12 protein-coding genes are annotated in these 19,751 nt (G+C 56.4%); 3 read left to right on the forward strand and 9 right to left on the reverse strand.

What is annotated here, in order from left to right; all coding sequences use genetic code 11:
* Nucleotides 1-81 precede the first annotated feature (81 nt).
* On the forward strand, nt 82-1,122 hold the full coding sequence (locus tag BC440_RS16945) for a glycoside hydrolase family 88 protein (protein ID WP_210766366.1): 1,041 nt from the start codon (nt 82-84) through the stop codon (nt 1,120-1,122).
* A gap of 262 nt (nt 1,123-1,384) precedes the next feature.
* Here BC440_RS16945 and BC440_RS16950 read toward each other — a convergent pair whose 3' ends face one another.
* The 5 genes from BC440_RS16950 to BC440_RS16970 all read right to left on the reverse strand — a co-directional run bounded on the left by BC440_RS16950 (nt 1,385) and on the right by BC440_RS16970 (nt 13,364).
* The gene (locus BC440_RS16950) at nt 1,385-3,547 is read right to left on the reverse strand and encodes an HlyD family efflux transporter periplasmic adaptor subunit (protein ID WP_071240685.1); all 2,163 of its coding nucleotides are present in this window, start codon (nt 3,545-3,547) and stop codon (nt 1,385-1,387) included.
* 6 nt (nt 3,548-3,553) lie between these two features.
* Nucleotides 3,554-4,882 (reverse strand): HlyD family efflux transporter periplasmic adaptor subunit, encoded by a 1,329-nt coding sequence (locus BC440_RS16955; RefSeq protein ID WP_071240686.1) that lies wholly within the window; start codon nt 4,880-4,882, stop codon nt 3,554-3,556.
* A 50-nt stretch (nt 4,883-4,932) separates the two neighbouring features.
* Nucleotides 4,933-5,646, reverse strand: a complete 714-nt coding sequence (locus BC440_RS16960; RefSeq protein ID WP_175484503.1) for an efflux RND transporter periplasmic adaptor subunit — start codon at nt 5,644-5,646, stop codon at nt 4,933-4,935.
* Between the two features lie 83 nt (nt 5,647-5,729).
* Nucleotides 5,730-7,313, reverse strand: a complete 1,584-nt coding sequence (locus tag BC440_RS16965; RefSeq protein WP_175484504.1) for a TolC family protein — start codon at nt 7,311-7,313, stop codon at nt 5,730-5,732.
* A 228-nt stretch (nt 7,314-7,541) separates the two neighbouring features.
* Nucleotides 7,542-13,364, reverse strand: coding sequence for a DUF4347 domain-containing protein (locus BC440_RS16970; protein WP_071240688.1), 5,823 nt, complete (start codon nt 13,362-13,364; stop codon nt 7,542-7,544).
* 491 nt (nt 13,365-13,855) lie between these two features.
* Here BC440_RS16970 and BC440_RS16975 point away from each other — a divergent pair, with 491 nt between their 5' ends.
* Nucleotides 13,856-14,632 (forward strand): tail fiber protein, encoded by a 777-nt coding sequence (locus BC440_RS16975; RefSeq protein ID WP_071240689.1) that lies wholly within the window; start codon nt 13,856-13,858, stop codon nt 14,630-14,632.
* Between the two features lie 54 nt (nt 14,633-14,686).
* Complete coding sequence (locus BC440_RS16980) at nt 14,687-15,475, forward strand: tail fiber protein (protein WP_071240690.1); 789 nt, start codon at nt 14,687-14,689, stop codon at nt 15,473-15,475.
* Nucleotides 15,476-16,326: 851 nt separating this feature from the next.
* On the opposite strand, the gene BC440_RS16990 is transcribed toward BC440_RS16980, so the two are convergent.
* The 4 genes from BC440_RS16990 to BC440_RS17005 all read right to left on the reverse strand — a co-directional run bounded on the left by BC440_RS16990 (nt 16,327) and on the right by BC440_RS17005 (nt 19,743).
* The gene (locus BC440_RS16990) at nt 16,327-16,815 is read right to left on the reverse strand and encodes a GAF domain-containing protein (protein WP_063093978.1); all 489 of its coding nucleotides are present in this window, start codon (nt 16,813-16,815) and stop codon (nt 16,327-16,329) included.
* On the reverse strand, nt 16,808-18,118 hold the full coding sequence (locus tag BC440_RS16995) for a TRAP transporter large permease subunit (RefSeq protein WP_037991768.1): 1,311 nt from the start codon (nt 18,116-18,118) through the stop codon (nt 16,808-16,810). Before BC440_RS16995 ends, BC440_RS16990 begins: the two co-directional genes overlap by 8 nt.
* A gap of 52 nt (nt 18,119-18,170) precedes the next feature.
* A complete protein-coding gene (locus BC440_RS17000) occupies nt 18,171-18,683 on the reverse strand; it encodes a TRAP transporter small permease (RefSeq protein WP_071240692.1) in 513 nt (170 codons plus the stop codon).
* A 70-nt stretch (nt 18,684-18,753) separates the two neighbouring features.
* Nucleotides 18,754-19,743 (reverse strand): TRAP transporter substrate-binding protein, encoded by a 990-nt coding sequence (locus BC440_RS17005; RefSeq protein ID WP_071240693.1) that lies wholly within the window; start codon nt 19,741-19,743, stop codon nt 18,754-18,756.
* Nucleotides 19,744-19,751: the final 8 nt, after the last annotated feature.

Raw genomic sequence — 19,751 nt, forward strand, 5'->3', positions numbered from 1 at the left:
CAGAAAAAACAGCGAGACATAATAATGGGAACCGATACCGTCAGCCTTCACCACGAATTGAAAGAGAAAATCTCTCAGATAGTGACAGGCTTACGTAACCTGCGAGACGAAGGACAATTCAACGAGCCGAACCTTGATGGAACAGCCGGTGATTATGTCAGTTTCGATAGTTGGGAATGGCCACAGGGTGTCGGTCTGTATGGAATTGCGCAACTCTGGCTCCAGACCGGAGACGCAGAAGCGCGGAGCATTCTGGAAAATTGGTACGAAAAACAGCTTTCCCGGGGCCTGCCGCCCCAGAATGTGAACACGACAGCCCCCATGCTGGCCCTGTCCATTCTGTGGCAGCAGACCCGGGATCCTCGATGGGAACCTGTTCTTGACGATTGGGCAAACCGCCTGATCGAAGAAGCCCCGCGCACCACGTCCGGCGGGTTCCAGCACGATGTTTCAGACAAGATCAATAACGGCGAACTGTGGGACGATACCCTGTTCATGCTCGCCCTGTTTCTGGCATCCTACGGTCAGGCTTCCGGCCGAAAAGACCTGATCGAAGAAGCCAAATTCCAGTTTCTGGTCCACACCCACTATCTTTGCGAACCCGAAACCGGCCTGTGGTTTCATGGCTGGACCTTCGATGGAAATCACAATTTCGCCCGTGCGCGCTGGGCGCGCGGCAATTCATGGATTTCGGCAGGAATACTCGATCTGATTGATCTTGCCGATCTTGATGCCGCCACACGCCGCTATCTGCTGTGGGTTGTCAAGGCACAGCTATCAAGCCTGATCGACTATCAGACCGCGAACGGTACATGGCACACGCTGGTCGATGATCCAACTTCTTACGAGGAAATCTCGGCAACCTCTGCAATCGGCTATGCGCTGCTCAAAGGATATCGGCTGGGCCTTGGCCCCGAAAGCTGGAAAACGGCCGGTCAAAAGGCTCTGCATGCCGTGCTCGAAAACATCGACAGTAATGGCGTCGTGCAACAGGTTTCCTACGGTACCCGCATGGGACATGACCTTGAATTCTACAAGAACATCCCCCTGCACCCCACCGGCTATGGCCAATCGATGGCGCTTCTATGTCTCGTCGAAGCCCTCAATCACATGGCCGAATAAAGCGTGCATAAGAAAAGACACCCCGCTTAGCGAAAGCCGAGCGGGGTGTCTTGGTTTAGAGCTCTGTTATATCTCTCAAAATAGCTATTTATAACAGAAGTGGTTGCGGAGGCAGTCAACCAACTACGACCTATTGCTATCTCGTATGGTCTAAAGCATTTTGCCTTTAACGCATCTGTTTCAAGTTTGTCAGACCGTTCGCACGAAAACGCCACGCAACAAACGTGATTGTCCAAGCCGGGCATCACCTTGGACAATCCCTCTAAAAACTGACTTCCCGGATAAAGCCTGCGACTATCGCTTCATAAAGGCGGCGCGCCCAGCTCATGGGCTCGGCATCAATCTGTAGCCTGCCGCGCTGCATCATCGAAAAACCCTCGCCTGCCGGGGGACTTTCCCTATCCGTCGCAACGATCCCCTCCAGCTTGAAAACCGGGTCATGCGGGGTGTATCGGCCATCCCTGTCCGCAGTCGCGGCAATTGTCCCGCCGTGGGTGGATACAAGGGCCGGTGTCTCGATATAGGTGCTGTTGAACCGCTCGACAGTCTCGACCTTGATGTCAAGAACGGGTTGGGTAAACTGTTCCGGATAGAACCTGGCCGAAGGCCGGTTGCCGATCCGTGCAATATCGCGCTGGGAGACATAGGCGACAACTTCCCATGACGCCCGTTCGCTGGCACCGACAATCCGCGCAAGCTGGGTGCGCGGTGCAATCCAGTCGCCAACCCGGATATCATCGGCCAGTTCGCGCACCATGCCGTCAATCGGCGCACGCAGGGTCAGAAGATCCTGCCGCGCTTCAAGGGCAACGATCCGCGCCGCCAGACGCCGCATTTCCTGAAGACGCGCGGCATAGTCGCCAAGATTGCCCTGGCTCGCCTCGGTCTGCGCCAGCAATATCCGCGCCTCGGCAAGCTCCAGCTCCCGAATGCGGTGTTCGGCATCAAGTTCCGGCGCGCTCAGAATGGCAATCGTATCACCGGCACGAACCCGATCCCCTTTTTTCACCGTGATTTCGACAACCTGGCCTGCAACCGTGCTGATGATCTCCGCATCATTGCTGGCCTGAAGCACCGCATCTGCCGAAACACGCGATTGCCACGGCACGAAGGTCAGAACAACCAGAACAGCCAACAGAAATCCCGTCGCGACAAGCGACGGTGTTACTTTTGCGCTATGGCGGTCTTTCCACCAGTGTTTCATTTCATTTAAAACCGGAAGGACGATGAACCATGCGATTTCGACCACGAAAAGGATAATGCCAAGAACCTTGAAGAACAGGTGGTAAACCACCACCGCAATGCCAAGAAACAGAAAGAAGCGATAAATCCAGACCGCAATCGCAAAAGCCGTCAACATCCGCCGCTTTTTGCGTGGCATCGGTTCGGGGGCGGGATGCCCGAACCGGAAAAGCGTCTCGCGGATCGTCCATTTCGCCATGGCAAAGGACCGGTTTTGCAGATTGGCAATACCCAGAAAATCCGACAGCAGATAATAACCGTCAAACCGCATGAAAGGGCTGAGATTGATCAAAAGCGTCGTGATCCAGGTTGTCGTCGCCAGCAGGAACACCGCACTTTGCAACGGTCCGGGCGGCACAATATGCCAGAAAAAAGTCGCCAGCAGCGCAAGTGCGAGCTCAACCCGGATACCCGCCGCCGCAATACGCAGCCTTTTTTCCTTGCTGATGATCCGCCAGGCATCGGATGTATCGGTATAAAGCACCGGATACATCACCAGAAACGCCACCCCCATCGACGGCACCCGGCAGCCATAGCGCGCCGCACTATAGGCATGCCCGAATTCATGAAGAATTTTGGCAAGCGTAAGTGTCACCGCCATCCACACCACGCCCTGCCAGTTGGCAAAGCCCATGAATGTCGACACAAACAGGTCCCATTGACGCAAGGTCAGGAAAATGCCGATCAACCCCAGGATCAGCACGCCCAACTGAACCGCGCGCGATGCGATAATATCGGCAATCGCCTGGGTCTTGCGCAGGAAACTGTCCGGATGAACTAGAGGAACGCGGATAAAAAGATAATTGTGGATCGCCCATTTCCAGAAGGGCGGCTTGCCGGCATTGGCAATGCGCGAAAACTCGGCCACGGTCTCGTTGCTGTCACGCTGCAAAAGTCCATTGCCATGCAGGAACTTTATCAGCCCCGTCAACGCGGCCTCGTCAACGCTCAGAACCGTATCGCGGCAAATGCGCTTGATGATTGCCTGCCCCTGGCGCAAAGGCCACCGGCGAAGCATTTCAAACGCGGCATAACCGATCCGGAAATACCGGTTGCGCACCGGATCATGGATCGTCCAGCACGGCGCACCATATTCATCAGTCCCGGCGGGCAGAAGCCTAAGATCCTCGCGCAGCGGCGGCACAACCAGCTCTTTTGCGTTCCCCTGCGGTGCGATTGCCATGGCAGATCAAAACCCGATCATCTGACGCAGGGCTGAAAGCGGACGACGGAAAAGGAACAGCGCCAGCGGAACATGATCCCCCATGATCTTGGCCGATCCCTTCAACCCGATACGGGGAATGTCATCCGGGCGGTCAAAGCGCGCCACCGCCTGATAGGCCAATATGCCTTCGGGCGTTTCCTTTGGCTGATAGGCGGCATATTCAAGCGTTGCGTCAATCGAACCAAGCGGATCAACATCCAGAAACAGCCGGACTTCCGCCCCCGACTGCAGGGCGATTGCATCGGAAACCGGAATGGAAATGCCAAGTTCGGCGGCATCGGGCGCGGCAATTGCCATGACCTGCTCACCGGTTGAAACAGGTCGCCCGCGCCAGTCATTGGAATCACTGAAAATCGCAATACCCGATTGCGGTGCCCTGACCTCGATCTGCGAAAGCTGATAGCGGCTGAATTCCGCCTGTTCCTGACGCAGGGCCAGACGCGTCTGCGACAGGGCAACTTCGGCACGACCTTTGGCGTCACCAAATGCCTGCTGCGACGCACGGCGCAGTTCCGCCTCGGCGGTATCGACCGCGCGTAACGCTATCTCGTAATTTGCCTTGAATTCCGCACCTTCAAACGAAAACAGAAGATCGCCCTTTGTCACCGGTGCATTCGGGCGAACGTGGATTTCGCGAATAACCCCGGTGATCGGGGCGGCAATCATGACCGGATCGCGCGGCATGACCGTTGCCGGGGCAATAATGCTTTGCCGAACCGGGATGGCCAACACAAGAACAAGGCCGACGAAAACACCGGCCAGAACGGCGCGGCGTTTTTTTCCGGCTTCAAACAATCCGCCCCGCCTTTTGCGCGGGCGAAGCGCATTCCACGCATGGCCAAGCGCATCGGCCAGTTGTTCGACAAGAATCAGCTCCCCGTCCTGCCATTCCGGGGCCCGGATCAGTAACAGAAGGCCAAGCGATGTGCCATCCGGGGCAACAACAGGCTGAGACAGGATATTGTCCTGAAGAAACTCCCGCCAGTCCGCTTCGACATCAGCACCATCCGATGCCCGCGAAAATATCTTCTTCTGATCAGGTGAAATCTGCCGGTTGGCAAGCTTTTCGACGAACCGGATATAGGGGGCATTGCGGTCCACCGTCGGCACGTTTGAAACAGCCACCACCCGCAATTTCCCATCCAGCCCGTGCGAAAGCAACACCGCCTGCTGATAGGAAATCAGTCGGCGCGTTTCCGTAACGGCCACGAACTGAAGTGCGGTCATATCCCGGGCCTGGCGGATGGACTTTTCGATGCCCAGCAAAATTGCGGATGCTGTAATGGTGCTCATTTTACCCGTCGGTTCTGGTCGCGTGCCGCTTCGCCCTGTGCCGGAAACGCTTAGGTTTCCGGTTCAAAAACAGCAACACCGCTCATGCCCGGCAACAGCTTCCCGGCATCGCCATTTATGGCTGCAAAGACTTTAACCGTCTGGCTGACCGGGTCAATATCAGCACCGATCCTTTCGGTGGTTGCCGCAATGACCGATCCCGTTTCCTCGATCCGCGCCTGAAAGCTCTGCCCCGTCGAAAGCCACGACAGCCAGCTTGACGGCACGATCAGTTCAAGTTCAAGATTGCCCGAACCGATGATTTCCATCAGTTCATCGGCAGGGTTGGCAATCTGATAGGGCTGGCTCAGCCACTGGACCACAGCCCCGTCATAGGGTGCCGTGATCTTGCAGCGATCAAGATACACATCATGAAGCTGCAACTGCGCCAGTGTCCGCTCCTTTGCTGCTTGCGCCATGACAACATCAAGCTCGCCAACACTGCGCAATTCAAAAAGCCGCTGCTGGGATTTCAGTTGCGCATCGGCCTGGCGATAGTCGGCCGCCGCCGTTGCGCGTTGTGCCTTATAGGCCGCACAATCAAAAGAAATCAGCAAATCGCCCTGCTTGAACTTCTGGCCCGGACGGACCGTCATTTTATCAATTCTCGCGGCCAGTTCACCGGCAAGAACGGCGCGATCCTGTGTGGTCACCAGAACACGCGCTTGCAGTGGTTCCTGCGCATCTGCCAGAACCGGAAACAACAAAGCCGAAACCGCAAGCATGCAAAACATGCTTGCGGCAGACTTGAATGTGCGGCCCGGGGACTGAACCCGAAATCCGCGCAACGACGTCAGGCTAAAAAGCATCACTGAACAGCAGCCTGCTTCATTTCATTTTCTGATGCCGGACCGCCATCGTCTTCGGCAACGGTGACCGGTGCATCGTAATCCCCCTGATTCCAGCGCGACAGAACGTCGCCGACCGTCTGGGCAAGCGTATCTACAGAATCATCAGGAATATCGTTCGGGAACGGATCGGCACCGATCGAGGCAAACAGACGGCCATAGGATGCCTGCATATCAGCATAGGCCATGTCGCGTTGCAGATTGCTCAGCAACGCACGGACATCGGCACGGATCGCCTGCCCCTCGCCGACCGCATTGGCCGACTGGCTGGCATTGACGGTTTCCGATATCTGGTCCTGCACCGATGCGATCCGGTCGGTCAGTTCATAATCGCGCTTGGCAAAGGCAAACCGCAGTTGCGCGATATTGACCTGACTGATCACCGCCATGCTCAGCGCAAGACGCCGCACTTCCGAAAGTTCGATCTGGCTGTCGGCAAGGCGCATATTTGCCGGTGCCTTGAACAACTGCATCAGGTTCCACGAAAGATCAAGCGACCCTTCATACCAGTCGGAATTGACCTTGTAGCTGTCCGTGGTGTGATTGATCCCGGCGCTGAAATTAAGCCCCGGCACCATCTGCAGGATGGCGATCTTTGCGTCCTGCTGATTGATCCGCAACTGATAGGCTTCCGAACGCAGTTCCGAACGGTTTTTCAACGCCTCCAGCTCAAGTTCCTCGGCACTCATCGAAAGAACCGGCATTGAACCGGTTTCCGGTTCAATCGCGGCCGCAACCGTGAAATCGCTATCAGGGTGAATGTTCATCAGAACGGCAAGTTCGGTGCGGGCTTCCACCAGTTGACGCTGACGGGTTTCAAGTTCGCGCAGGGTCAACAGAAGATCTTCCTGATAGGTCAGCGCATCAAGCGGCGCACCAACCCGTTCACGCACCTGCGTTTCGGAACGCGAAAGTGCCGTACGAACCTTTTCCAGGACCGGTTTGAACTGCACCAGCGCCCGTTCGGCTGCGGCTGCGCGCCAATAGGCACTGCGCGTATCATTGATCACGTTATGGATCACCTGACGACGGCGTTCCTTGACGATCAGCGCCATGTCCGCCTGCTGATGGGCACGCATATAGCCAATGGCAAAATCCAGAACATTCCAGCTTACCGTCAGGTCGCTATCGCGGACTTTCTTGTCCGAACTGGTGGATGTCGAGGTTTTGCTCTCGTTATAGGTCGAGTCTGACCGGCTGCGCTGTGTCCAGCCGGAACTGGCAACCACGTCGGGCAGAAGATTGACATTGGCAACGTCAAGCTGCCCCATCGCAACGGCTTCTTCCATCAGCTTGAGCCGGTGATCAAGGTTGTATTTAAGCGCACGCGCTATCGCTTCCTCAAGCGTCAGCGGCCCGGTGATCTTTTCCTGCTTTTCAAACAGGCGCTTCAGATCATTTTCAACCCGCGCATTATTTTCCGAAACCGTCAACGGCTCTGGCGTAACCGCACAGGCCGATAATACTGCCGCCGCAGTCAGCGCGACCGCCACATTCCGCCATTTTCGGAAAGTTCCGGGAAACTTCAAAGCACGATAAACCAAGACGGTATTCCCCCAAGTAAATTCAAACTCCCGCATCTTTGCCCGACAGATACGCGGCTATCCGATGCGTCATCCGGGTCTGTTGCGATTCTGTCCAAAACCGCAACATCCCTCTTTCCATCTCCATCCCGCCCGGGCTCTTCGAAACCGGTCGGGACATTCCCTCATTCCGGCGGTCAGACAGGGTCGACCGCCGGAAAATCATTACTCAAGTCATCAAGCAAATCATCACGCCGGAATACGATACGTGCCCAGAACCTGGTCAAGCAGCATCGTTTCCATTTCGGCAGCATCGCCAAAGGCTGCCAGTTGCGCGCTGAAATCGTCAAGTGCAGCGGCAAGCTCTGCCTCAACGTTACCATCGATCATGGCCTGATCACCGCCACCCTCGCCAGTCGGGGTTTCACCGTCGCCACCTTCGCCACCTTCGCCCCCCGGAGCCTCGCCCCCGGTTGAGGGCGTGCCCAGAATACCGTCATTGCCAACAGGTGTTCCGGTTCCCGCTTCGCCACCGACACCGCCGCCAAATCCGCCGCCGAAGCCGCCGCTGCCCAAACCACCACCAAGGCCACCACCTAGTCCGCCGCCACCAAGGCCACCGCCAGAGCCACCGCCCAAGCCGCCGCTGCCAAATCCGCCACCGGTCAAAGCAGCACCACCGCCGTTACCTCCCAGTCCGGTGGTAACACCCAGCCCGCTTCCTGCCTGGTTGACGCTAAGCCCTGCCGAAACCGGCGTGCCGGTATTGTCGATCGGGCTGGTACTGCCCAACTGGCCGGTCACGGTGGTCCGGATCGGGCCGCCGGAGTTGAACTGCCCGCCAGAACCACTGGCATTCGATCCGCCGCTAAGCGCACTGCTGACCGGCGTTCCCGCATCCCCACCCGATCCCGGCGTTTGCAGGATCGGCGGGATCGTTACGACCGGTGCCGGTGGCGGCGCAGGCGGCGGCGGAGGCGGTGGTGGCGTTTCGGCCACCGGCTCTGTCACCCTTACCGTCACCGTGCTGGCCGTGCTGGTGTTTCCGCTGATATCGGTCAACGTCACGCTGATCGTCCGGTTCCCGCCTGCCGGTGTGTCCGAACTGTTTTCATAGGAAAGGGCGCGCACCAGTTCCTGGATATTTGTCAGATCTGCCGCGCCATTAAAGTTGATCCGCAGAGTATTGCCCGCGGCAATATTGTTTGCCAGTGTGCCGATCGTCGTTCCGTTGACACGCACGTTCGATCCGGCCGTCGTACCGTCAAGCGTAACAGTACCTGCGGTATCAATCTTGAGAATATCCTGCGAAGCAGTACCACCACCGGTGATGCTGACCGTAAGGTTACCGCCATTGTTAAAAGCACCGGCCGAGAAATCCGCATCCGATACGGTCGCATTCTGGCCGCCATCAAGCTTGACCGTCTGGCCGGTTGTATAGGCAATGCTGTCGCCTGAAAGGCCGCCGATGGCCGGGCGGGCGGAAACATTGACCGTGACCGTATCGGTGTCGGTATCCGTGCCGTCCGATGTCAGGACGGTAATCGTTTGCGAACCGGTCGTGGCAGCTGTGTATCGCAGATTGGCCAGCGTCGCATTGACATCGGCAACACTGCCCGAAATCTCGATGGAATTGGTGCCACCCCCGGTGATGGTCGCATTGCCCGTCGTGGTAAATGTCCCGTCACCGTTCGGCACCGAGACTGTGGTGGTCACCGTCGCGCTATCGGTATCCGCAACCGAAATGCCGGTGATCGCCTTTGCCTCGCCACTCACGGCGGATTGCGCCCCCGGTACGGTATTGACCGGCGCATCATTGACAGCACCGACCGCAACCGTCGCCGCGATGGACGCACTTGCGGTGTCCGAACCACCGTTGGTCGTACCGCCGCTGTCGCTAATGCCGGTAAGGGTCACAACACGGTTCGATGTGCCGGGATTGTCACTGCTTGACGCATAGGTCATGCCATCGACCACGGTTTGCGCATCCGCCGTACTCAGGGTACCGCCGGCAATCGTGATGGTCGCAACACCGCCCGTAACCGAAACGTTATAGGTCAGTCCGTTGGTGGCAGTGGACCCGGTTCCATTGACAAGCGAGATCGCCGTACCGTCAAATGTGATGCTGTCGCTGGCTTCGGCATTGGTCACCGTAAAGGTCATGCCCGAAATCGTCTGACCGCTTTCACCCGTGCTGATCGTGACACCAGAGAACAGATCAACCGCCGTCCCGCCTTCGGTAAAGGTCGGGGTGCCACCGGTGGCCGAAACCGTCGGCGCATCATTCACACCCACCACATTGACCGTAACATCAGCCGGGGCGGAGGTAAAACCACCCGACGCATCGGTAACCGTCACCCGTACCGTCCGGGCCCCTGTCGTCGGATCATCCGCGTTGCTGTTGCTGTACTGGATCGCCGCCAGAAGGCTCGCGACCCGTGCAGGGGTGGCGTTGCCATCGAAATTGATCACCAGATTGTTGCCTGCGGCAATATTGTTGGCCAGCGTACCGATGACGACGTTATCGACACTGACAGTCGAGCCCGCAGTTGAGCCGGAAAGCGTAATCGTGCCCCCGGTCGAAAGCCCCAGGATATCCTGTGCTGCATTGCCGCCGCCTGTGATACTGACGGTCAGATTGCCGCCATCGAACCCGGTAATATCATTATCGCTATCGGTCACGGTCGCCGCCGTTCCGGCGTCAATGGCAACCGCCCCGCCGCCTTCGGTATAGGTGACACTATCCCCATTCAGATTGCCGATCACCGGGGCAGAGACGATATCCACACTGCTGGTGGCAGCCGTGCTGTTGGTATCGCCATCATTAACGCCAAAACTGACCGTGCGCGTGCCCGTAACTGGCGATGCCTCACCATTGCTGAAGGTCACGGAACGCAGGGCCGCCTCCCACTGCGCAACTGTCGCCGTCTCGCCTGCCGATGTCAGGGTCAGAACACCGGTTCCGGCATTATAAGACCCGGTAATATTGCCAAATGCCGCATCGGAGGTAAAACCAAGTGTATCACCGGTGGCCAGACCGCCCGTAATCGACACGGTCGCCGAGGCAAGCGTGGTATCATCCACATCCGAGACCGTCAGACCGTTATTGATGACAATCCCGGTACCACTTCCGGCCGAGAAATTGACGGTATTACCGCCATTGGCCAGTTCCGGTGCGTCATTCACCGCCGCCACCGTCACGGTGGCCGCAACATTCAGGGTCGTACTGTCAGTGCCACCATTTGCCGTGCCGCCACTATCGGTAATGCCGGTAAGGGTCACAACACGGCTCGATGTGCCGGGATTTTCACTGCTTGACGCATAAGTCATGCCATCGACCACGGTTTGCGCATCCGCCGTACTCAGGGTACCGCCGGTAATCGTGATGGTCGCAACACCCCCGGTGACCGAAACGTTATAGGTCAGTCCGTTGGTGGCAGTGGACCCGGTTCCGTTGACAAGCGAGATCGCCGTTCCATCAAATGTGATGCTGTCGCTGGCTTCGGCATTGGTCACCGTAAAGGTCATGCCAGAAATCGTCTGGCCGCTTTCGACCGTGCTGATCGCAACACCAGAGAACAGATCAACCGCCGTCCCGCCTTCGGTAAAGGTCGGGCTGCCACCGGTGGCCGTCGCCGTCGGCGCATCATTGACCGCCGCAACCGAAACGGTTTTGGTCGCGGTATTGGAATCGTCCGTCCCGTCATTCACCGTGATCGAAATCGTTCGGTTGGACGTGGAAGGATCGTCGGATGAATTGCCAAAGGTGATGGACCGGATCGCCGCCTGATAATTGGCCGCCGATGCCGAACCGCTCAGGGTCAAAACGCCGGTGCTAGCATTGTAACTACCGGAAATCCCGTTCTGGTTGGTAAAGGCCAGAACATCCGACCCGTTCTGGAAATTGCCAGTAATAGCGATGGTGGCACCCGACATATTGGCGCTGTCCACATCCGACAGGGTAAAACTGCCATCAATGGCAACAGCCCCGGCACCCTCGGTAAAGGCGGTGGCCCCGCCCGATGCGGTTGCAACCGGCGCGTCATTCACCGCCGTTGCATCAAGCGTAATGGTGCCATCCGCCGGGCCGGTATTTGCCGCATCACGAATACGGGTCGTGATCGTAACATCCTGATCCCAGTTCGCCGCGGGCGTAAACGCCACCGCCGCCAAGGCCGCATTAACATCCGTCACCGATCCGGTAACCGTCCAGACACCGGTACCCGCAGTATAGCTGGAAGTCGCGGATCCGAATGTCCCTGTTGTCAGTGTACCCGCTGCAATATTGCCGACGGTCAGGGTTGCGGTAACCGTCTCGCCGCTGTCAACGTCAGTCACAACGATATCACCAAGCGCAACACTGCCGCCATCTTCGGTAAAGGGCACTGTCTGCGTCAGATTGGTCGCCGTCGGCGCATCATTCACCGCAGTGATGTTGATCGTAACCGTATCGGCAGTACCGTTTGTCGTGCCGTCATTGGGGGTCACGGTCAGGGTTGCTGCGGTCGTATCGTTGCTGGCCGGTGTGTAGGTGATCTTGGTTGTGTCATTGAGATAGGTATTCAGGTTCGCCGCCGATCCCTGAAGGGTCATGGACCCGCTGCCTGAATTGGTAATCGTGATCCCCGTGCCGGCCGCACCGGCAATTGTCCCCCGGTCAACCGCAAGCGTCAGGGTGATGGTATCCCCATCACCATCCGACACATTGTATGCCGACAGGTCAATCGCGGTCGGGGTATCCTCGGTAACGGTAACATCTGCCGGTGTACCGCCCAGTTCCGGTGCGGTGTTGCTGACAATCGCCTTGACATCAACAACCTCGATATCATTGACACCTAATCCAGAGTTACTACCCCCATTGACGGAGGAAATCACAACACTTTTGATGTCATTCAGACTTGTTGTCGAAATCCCGCTGAACACAGAGAAGTCGGTAATGGTTTGCGCGGAATCTTTAGTTGCAGCAAGAGTTCCTGTTGCTGTCGAATCATCAGCGTAAGTCACTGTGATTGTTATGGTATCATCTTGTTCTGTAAAGTACTTGAAACCAGTCAGGTCAAAGCTGTAACCGGTAGCTATTGCCATGGTAAACTTTGTACCGTCACTGCCATTCCCCACCGAATCATCATTAAACGCTTGAGAATATCCGGCTCCGGGGCCACCCAGATCATAGAAGCCATATTGAGAACTGAATGTCAGGGTTTGACCACCGACAGTTTTTGTCAGGTTCGTAATACCCTCATCGCTAGAATCAAAGCTAACTGTCTCAAGAATGCCGGAATAGGCGGTAAAATCTCCGGCATCATCGACGTCGATGGTGCCGAAATGCGCTTCCAGATCCCAATCCCCGCCAAGCGATGCGGTCCCGGTCATATCGGTTGATGCCGCGACATCGGCACCGGTCAGGGTCGCAAGGGCGTTCACAAAGGCCGCCCCCTCACCACCGGCAACATCGCAGCCATAGAGCAACAGGTCACCGTCCTCGGCAAGCGCATTGCCCAACATCTGCAATTCGTCGGCGCGGCCGGTCAATGACTCCTGCGTCAGGGTTGCCGTCCCGACATGAAGCTGGCCTTCGGAACCGTGGCTGAGCAGATGAATCGCATCGTAACCGGAATTGCCCTCTGCCCACTGCGCCATCAGGGAAATACCGTCCCGCGCACCATCAAGCAGGATGATCGCCTTGCCGGGCGCAACCCCGTTGGCCAGAATTTGCCAGTCGGCGACACTGGTATCAATCAGAACCGCTTCCTTGCGACCATTGTTCTGCGACGGATCGGCGGACTGAATTTCATGGAAACCCGTTGAAGATGCCTGTGCCAGCGCTGCAGCCAGAGCAGCACTTTCCTGATCGCCCCCATCCGCAGAGGTTGTATCATCGGCACTTCCCGAAGTTGCATTTTCAGCTTCCGAGTCTGCTTGCGCCTGCTCTGCACTTTCTGCGGCCGTCACGGCCCCGGCTGCATCGAACATGTAACGGGGCTCAAGCGCCAGGGGCAGAACATCCGCAAAACCCTGAACGTGCAGAACGGACTGTGTTTTAATTCCCGCGCGGGTGGCACTTGTCGGCATCAGAGCCTCCGTAAAATTCAATATTTCTCAATAGTATATGTCGCGAAAAAACAGACATCCGACAACTACTCGAAAGGGTAGTTGTGTTGCGATTACTGTGATTAATGCAATTATTCAGCAAAATTTACGCAATTGTCAGAAAAAGTCAGATTTGAACCAGCGATACCATTGTAATCATCAGTGATACGCTCCGGTGCTTGAAATCAAGGCCCTCCCAGCCCCGGCCAAGTCAAATTTTTTGAAACATATCACAGCTTGAAATTCCACCCTGGCGTTAAAACAGGATTGCAATTTTTACGATAATTTATCCACTATGCAGTTGTGCGCCTTGCTTTGAAAAGTCGCAAGCAGGAGGACAACGGGTTTCAGGGCCACAACCCGATGCAATATCCGAAGTCCCGGATCACCTCAACACCGCCCCATCCAGAGGATGGCTGTTTTCTTTTTGTCCCAAATAAGGGGGTTTCATGCACTCAATCAGGAAATCATCATTGAAACTTTTGCCACTTGCCGCAATCGCCGGGCTGGCATTTGTTGCGACGACAACAACCGCGCCAAAACCGGCAGCAGCATGCACTGAAGAACCCTATATCGGGGCGGTGTGCACGGTTGGCTTCACATTTTGCCCACGCGGATATGTCGAAGCAAAAGGACAGATTCTACCAATTAACGATTATCAGGCACTGTATTCCCTATATGGCACGACATATGGCGGCGATGGAATAACAACCTTCGGCATACCCGATTTCCGGGGGCGCAGCCCGGTTGGCATTGGCCAAAACCCCTATACAGGCGTAACCGTCATGCCTGGACAAAAGCGCGGCACGGAGACCGTCACACTGACTGTTGACCAGATGCCAAGCCACACCCATGAAGCAATATTCGAGGCGACGACTGACCCCGTGACGGTTGTCATCCCCGGAAGTCCCGGCGATCTTGACATCACCACAACCTTTTCCGCCTCGACTGCGAATGGTGCCGATACGACACCAAGTGCAGCCAACGACACCTTGTCCAAGGTCAACGGTGCGCCATCGCGACCCTATGGTCCGGGCGGCGGCACCAATGTACCTCTTGCCGGTGTGACAACTTCTGTTACCGGAACCCCGGCAATCCCGCAACGGACCACACAGATCAATACGGTTACCGGCGGAAAGGTCAGTGTTGGCAATGCAGGCGGCGGAGTGCCCCAGCCAAACATCCCCCCGCAGGCCGCGATCCAGTTTTGTGTTGCGACAGTCGGTTTCTATCCGCCCAGTCCGTACTGATCCCGGCACTGTATCGCGCCGTATTTTGCTGCCCGCAACACAAAGGAAAACACGATGATGATCTCAGCACGGCGATCTTTCATGGTCGCAATGGCCTTGGGAACGGCTGCCATCCTGATGAAGCCGGAGCCAGCCAAGGCCGAATGCAGCCCGAATGCGTATTTGGGCTCTATCTGCATGACCGGAATGGTCCGATTCTGTCCGGGCGGCTATGCCGATGCGAATGGAGGACTGATGAGTATTAACGGGAACGAAGCGTTATTCTCGTTATTCTCCGACATCTATGGCGGCAATGGCCGAACCGATTTCGCCCTGCCGGATTTGCGCGCTTTCAGCCCGATTGGCGCGGGAACCGGCCCGGGCCTTGAGCCTGTTGTACAGGGTACTTTGCGTGGCAGCGAACGCCACGCCCTCTCGATCATGGAATTGCCCGTGCACAGCCATCAGGCGGACTTCACCCCGACCACGACCAAGGTGGACGTCTTTATCCCCGGACAACCGGGAAAGCTGTCGGTAAACACGCAGATTTCCGCCACCACATCCAGCGGCGCGGACGCGACACCCAGCGCGACAAACAACACTTTGTCCTCGGCAACCGGTGCGGCGCGTCTGTATGGTCCGGGCGGGGGGACAAATGTCGCGCTCGCGAATCTGGATACGACTGTTGCGGGCACGCCAACCATCCCGCCAACCATCACCATCATTGAAACCGTCACGGGCGGCATCGTCTCGTTGGGAGACACACCGGAAAGACAGACAAAATACGTACCAAACATCCCCCCGCAAATGGCCATCCGTTATTGTGTGGCAATTGAAGGGCCTTACCCGCCTCGCCCCAATTAATACACATGGCCGGATATGGCGTTGCTTTCAAAAGAAGTATACCCAGGCAGGAAGTCTCCCTCTTCGGGCTCCGCCATCTCCGGCCACTTTCCTGCCATGACAGCACTTCCCCGCCACGACTTAAGCCCGGACGCACCTCGGTCATCTGCCGTCCTCGCCAACAGACGGCCTTCGGGCTCGCCGCCCACTCCGATCACCTCCGGCCACGGCGGCACTTCCGGCAACCGATGAAGCCCGGACGCACCTCGGGCGTCTGCCATCCTCACCGAGGGACCACCATCGGCCTTGCCGCTCACTCCCACCACCTCCGGCCACGGCAGCACTTCCGGTAACCGATGAAGCCCGGACGCACCTCGGGCGTCTGCCGTCCTCGCCAGATGACGACCTTCGGGTCCACGCCCCGCTCCGATCACTCCCGGCCACGGCGGCATTTCCGGCAACCGATGAAGCCCGGACGCACCTCGGGCGCAAGGCCCCCACCTGTCCACCAACGACGGATCTTGGCCCGCTACTGCCATTGCTGCCACTCCCGGCAGTTTCACCTTATCCCTTCCCCAAAAGACGCACCTCTCCCGTCATGACAAATGATCGGGTTAGCCCTCTTAGTTCTCTTACACCTCCGGCAGAATACCGCCGTAATGGCTCCGCCATCCGCCACCCTGTCCATATCCGTGTCTATGTCTTTGCCGCTGCATCCTGATATCCTCTTTCATCCGGCCCCAAACGCAAAAACCCGCGAGGCACAAGGCCTCGCGGGTTTCGGTCCGGGTGCTTTTTTCCCGTTGACCTGTCTCTTATGCCACACATAAAAGAACAAATCAAGAACTTTTTTTTAAAGGCACATGCATATGTTAAATCGGGTTTCGCAGCAGCAAAAGCGGCACGACAAGCAACGCTGAGCAGGCCGCAAGATCACCTAAATCGGATGTACTGTATTTGCCTTCTTCATGCAGGACACTGATCGCCCCGATTGACTTGCCCATCGCAACCACCGGGACACTGAGGCAGGCAGAACAGCCCAGACTTTTAATCAGTTCATGGTCTGGGAACGCCTCGCGCATGGCCGTTTCGTTTTTTCCGAACCATGGTGTCTGATCACGCAGAACGGTTTGCCCCCACTGTGTCGGTCCCATCTTCTTTTTTGCCGATGTCGGATATTTTTCCGGATTATTTGACCAGACGCGACGGCACATATCGTCGCCATTATCCCAGGCAAAGAACGTCATCAGACGGGGTTTAAACCGGCAATCATAAAGATCGGCTATCGCATCAAGTGATGCTTCGGGCTGGGCCTTCGCCGCATATGCCCCCGCCAGTCGAACAAGATCAATATCAGTCATAAAGAGTACTCGGCAACCAAAGGGCAATTTCAGGAAACCAGACAAGCAGGGCAATCGCGCCAAGCATCAGCAGGAAGAACGGGAACGCATATCTTGCCACCCGGCCAACAGACTGCCCTGTCAGGCTTTGCAGAATAAACAGATTGAAGCCAACGGGCGGTGTAATCTGGCCCAGTTCAACCGTCACAATCAGAAAAATGCCGAACCATACCGGATCAATCCCGGCCTGCATCGCCAGCGGCAATGTGATCGGCAAACTCATGACGATAATCGAAACACCATCAAGAAAAAGCCCAAGCACAAGATAGAACAGCGTCAGAACCACAATCAGCATCGAAGGGGACAACTGCCATTCACCGATAGTGCGCGCAATTTCGCTTGGAATATGCAGATAGCCCATCGCGGTCGACAGAAAGGCTGCTGCAATCAGGATCGAACAGATCATTGCACTGCTGACCACGGCCCCCAGCAGGGTCCGCACCAACATCGCAACCGAAAACTGGCGCAGGCAGATGGTAATCACAATCGCACCGAACACACCAACAGCTGCGGCTTCCGATGGGGTCGCAATCCCGGAATAGATTGCCCCCAATACAATCACCATCAGGGTGATAATCGGCAGCAGATCGATAATCGCCCCAATCAATTCCAAAGGCTTGAACCGTGCCTCTGCCTTTGGGGCAATGCCAGGTTTCAGCACGGCACGAAAGGCAATATAGCCAGAAAAGAGCGCAGCGATCATGATGCCCGGCAGAACACCGGCAGCAAACAGACGGCTGATCGAAACCTCGGCCAGGATGCCATAGACGATCATCACGATTGACGGAGGGATCAGCAATCCGAAGCTGCCAGCCCCGGCAAGCGAGCCCAGCGATAAAGATTGATCATAGCCGCGACGCGAAAGTTCCGTTGTGGTGATTTTACCCACCGTGGCCGCCGTGGCAGCACTAGAGCCGCTAACTGCGGCAAACATGGTACAGCCCAGTACATTTGTATGAAGCAATCTTCCCGGCAACCAGTTCACAAATGGTGTCAGGCCCCGAAATATCCGATCGGAAATATCTGTCCGGAAAATGATCTCCCCCATCCAGATGAACATCGGAATGGCGGCCAATTCCCAGGTCGTGGAGTATCGATAGACGATATTGGCAGCAATGGTACCGATGCGCGATATATCCATACCGGCAAGAAGGGCAAGTGACAAACCACTCACCGCCAGAAGCCCGACAAATATCCAGACCCCGAGCCCAAGGAACAAGAAAATCAGTGCAAGAACCAATCCCGCAGCAAGAAGTGCATCCATGATAAAACCCGTTTTTTTTAATTACAGTTTCAGCGCGCGAAACGACATGATTTCAAAGCGTTTCGGCATCTGATGCACGATCGGGGATTGCGATGAATTGTCTGATCAGAAGCGCGATCAACTGAAGAAACAGCAAACAGAGCCCGGCAAGAATGATCCCCTGGGGTATCCACATGGGCATTTCGGCAATACTGCTGCTGATAGTATTTCGGGCCCAGTCGCGCGCAACCCGGACCCACATGAAAGAAATCAGAAGCCAGGTCACACCAAGACCGACGACGCAGCTCAAAGCTTCAAGAAACTTGCGATGCCTGCCTGACACATGCCCAAGGAGCAATTCGACGCGAATGATGCTTCCCTCGCCCAACGCATAGGGCAACGCCAGAAAGGTTGCCGTTGCAACGCCATAACCAACCATTTCATCCATGATAAAGGTCGAACTGTCGAAAACCGTTCGCAGAACAATCTCAAAAAGAATGAACAATACCATTGCCACCAAGGTTATGGCGGCCAGGGCAGCTCCCAGCTTGGACAGGCTTTCGATGAATTTGACGACAGATTTCATGATACTATTCGCGTTGAGCGTACCGGGCACAGTATCACCATGCCCGATACCGGTTCAAAGATATCGAGCCCTACTGTGCAAGCAGCTCGTGATAGGTGTCCAACAGGGTCTGGGCATCGTCGCCCACACGTTCTTTCCACTGCTCAACTTCCGGGGCGGCAGAAGATTTCAGCAGCGACAAAAGATCGGCCGAAACGTTGGTTGTAACGGTTACACCATTTTCGGCAAGCTTGGCGTAGTTGGCCTTAACCCGGGAATCCAGAGCCTCCCACCCGAATGTTTCCGCCTTTTTTGCGGCATCAAGAACAGCTTTCTGACCTTCTTCACCAAGATCATCAAAGGCATCGCGGTTCATGTGCGTGACCTGAAGCGGAAGCGCATAGTTTACTTCGGTAAAATCGGACAAATATTCCCAGAACTGCGACCCGGCACCGCCGTCAGCCGAGGTCAGAACAGCATCGATGCCATTGGTCGTCAGCTGCGGAACGATGTCGCCCCAGCTGAGCTGAACCGGTGACGCACCCGCATTCTGGAGGGTCTTGGTACCGGGTGTGTCATAGGTCCGAATTTTCAGACCTTTAAGTGCATCTGGTTTATCAATCGGCGTGTTGGCCCAAAAACCAGAAGCCGGCCAAGGTGCGGCATAGAGGAAAACCTGATTGTCCTCTTCGAGCGCCTTTTCATAGAAGGGCCGGGTTGCTTCATAAAGTTTGCGGGTATCTTCAATCGAGGTCGCAATGAATGGCAGCGACGAAACCAGGAAGATTGGGTTGATCCCTGACCATGCGCCCGAGAAGGATGAAGCAAGCTGTACCGCACCATCCCCGACAGCGTCATAGTGATCGACCGATTTATAGCCCAATGCACCACCATGATGGACTGTGACACTTATGTCGCCATTGGTTTCTTCGCCAAGCGTTTTGGCAAAAAAATCTGCCGTCTGGGCGTGAATGGAGCTTACCGGATATTCGCTCGACATATCCAGGCTGGTTTCGGCATGAGCGCCGGTAACGCCGATCCCGAGTACGACCGCAAGGACCGGAAGGGTAACGTTCTTCATTGCACTTT

The sequence above is a fragment of the Thalassospira sp. MIT1004 genome, from assembly GCF_001858545.1.
Classification (GTDB): Bacteria; Pseudomonadota; Alphaproteobacteria; order Rhodospirillales; family Thalassospiraceae; genus Thalassospira; species Thalassospira xiamenensis.